The sequence below is a fragment of the Methylobacterium sp. WL6 genome (assembly GCF_008040095.1).
Lineage (GTDB): Bacteria > Pseudomonadota > Alphaproteobacteria > Rhizobiales > Beijerinckiaceae > Methylobacterium.
In genome coordinates this window covers 1-1,431 of record NZ_VRVH01000552.1, presented here as the reverse complement: position 1 = coordinate 1,431, position 1,431 = coordinate 1, and the positions used below count along the sequence as shown (strand labels likewise).

General features: G+C 74.5%; 1 protein-coding gene and 1 pseudogene. Both read right to left on the bottom strand.

Annotated features, from left to right (window positions below):
- Positions 1–175, bottom strand: a pseudogene (locus tag FV230_RS31120) (sugar transporter); the annotation flags it as partial.
- A gap of 213 nt (positions 176–388) precedes the next feature.
- The coding region (locus tag FV230_RS28265; RefSeq protein ID WP_147844715.1) for an LTA synthase family protein at positions 389–1,431 on the bottom strand (1,043 nt) is incomplete at its 5' end.

Sequence of the window (1,431 nt, the reverse complement as noted above, 5' to 3'; positions counted from 1 at the left end):
CCTCGATCACCGCCGGGGTCACGTCCACCAGCTCGTAGCGCGCCAGCAGCCCCTCCGGCGTCGACAGCTCCGCCCCCGCCTCCACGGCACGCGCCGTCGGACCCGAAGCCGGAAGAACCGAGCAGCCGCCGACGAGGCAGGCCGTCAGCGCGAACAGCGCCGTGAAACGAACCATCTTCGAACTCCCGGAGCCGTGCCCGTCTCCGTGAGACCGGCACGCAACGCCCGTATGACCCTGTCGTCTTCGTCGCGAGACCGCCACCGAGGTCCGTGCCGAAGTGTCGGCGGACGACGCGCGCATGGCTGGAGCCTCGACGTTGCGCGCCAAAGCCTGCGATCGCTTTAACGACGGCTCGAGCACGCGCGCCGGACATCGCCCGGCATTGCGTCACGACCGTGGCACGGCCACGCTTGGCCCATCCGCCGACGTCGCGGCCCGGCCGATTGCGGCTCGCAGCCGGCGCCCGAGATCGTCGGCGGTGCGGTCGACCCGACGCGGCGCGGCCGGGTCGGCGTGGCCGAACCGGAACAGCGCGTAGTCGGTGGCGGTGTCGCCGAAGCCGGGCCGGCAGGTCGGCAGGGCGGGCGCGTGGTCGCCGTAGATGCAGAGCGTCGCGTTCAGGCCCGCGAGCGCGGCCACGAGGTCCTCGACCATGCGCCCGGCGGCGGCGACGTGGTGGAGGTACTGGGCGACCGGGTCGTCGATCCCCGGCAGGCGTCCCGGCTTCCAGGGGCCGTGGTTCTCCATGGTGACGCCGAACAGGAACAGCGGCCCGCGCCGTGCCGCGACCTCGGCGCGCACGCGCTCGCCGAAGGCCGCATCGCCGACATAGGGTCCAACGCGGGGCGCGTCGCCGAACGCCTCCTCCATCACGAGGGTGTCGAAGCCGAACGCCTCCATGACGCGGGCGCGCTGGAAGAAGTCGCGGTGGAACGGGTGGACGAAGGTGGTCGCGTAGCCGTTCCGCCGGGCCGTCCGGGCGAGGCTGCCCGGCTCGTTCCCGCGCGAGGCGAGATAGGGGTCGAACACGCCGAAGCCGAGATCGCACGCGCCGCGCCCGGTGAGCACGGCGTGCTCGGTCCGCATGGTGTAGGCGCCGTGCGCCGGCACCCGCAGGCGGCCGTGCTCGCTGGCGCGCGCCCGGATCAGGTCCATCAGCGGCAGGTGCGGTCCGCCGAGCCGTTCGGGGTCGAGGAAGGATTCGAGCTGGATCACCACCACGACGTCGTCGCCCGGCGGCTGCGCGATCGCGGGCGCTGCGACGGCCGCGGGGCCGCCGCGCTCGCTCCGCCACCGCAGCGCGTAGGCGATCAGGCAGGCGGGCAGGCCGTAGCGGGCGAGGTCGGCTTCGAGCTCCGGCCGCGGGAACCACCGGGCGACCCGGCCGGCGAGCGGCCCGCGATCGGCGGCGACGAGCAGGGCGGCGAGGC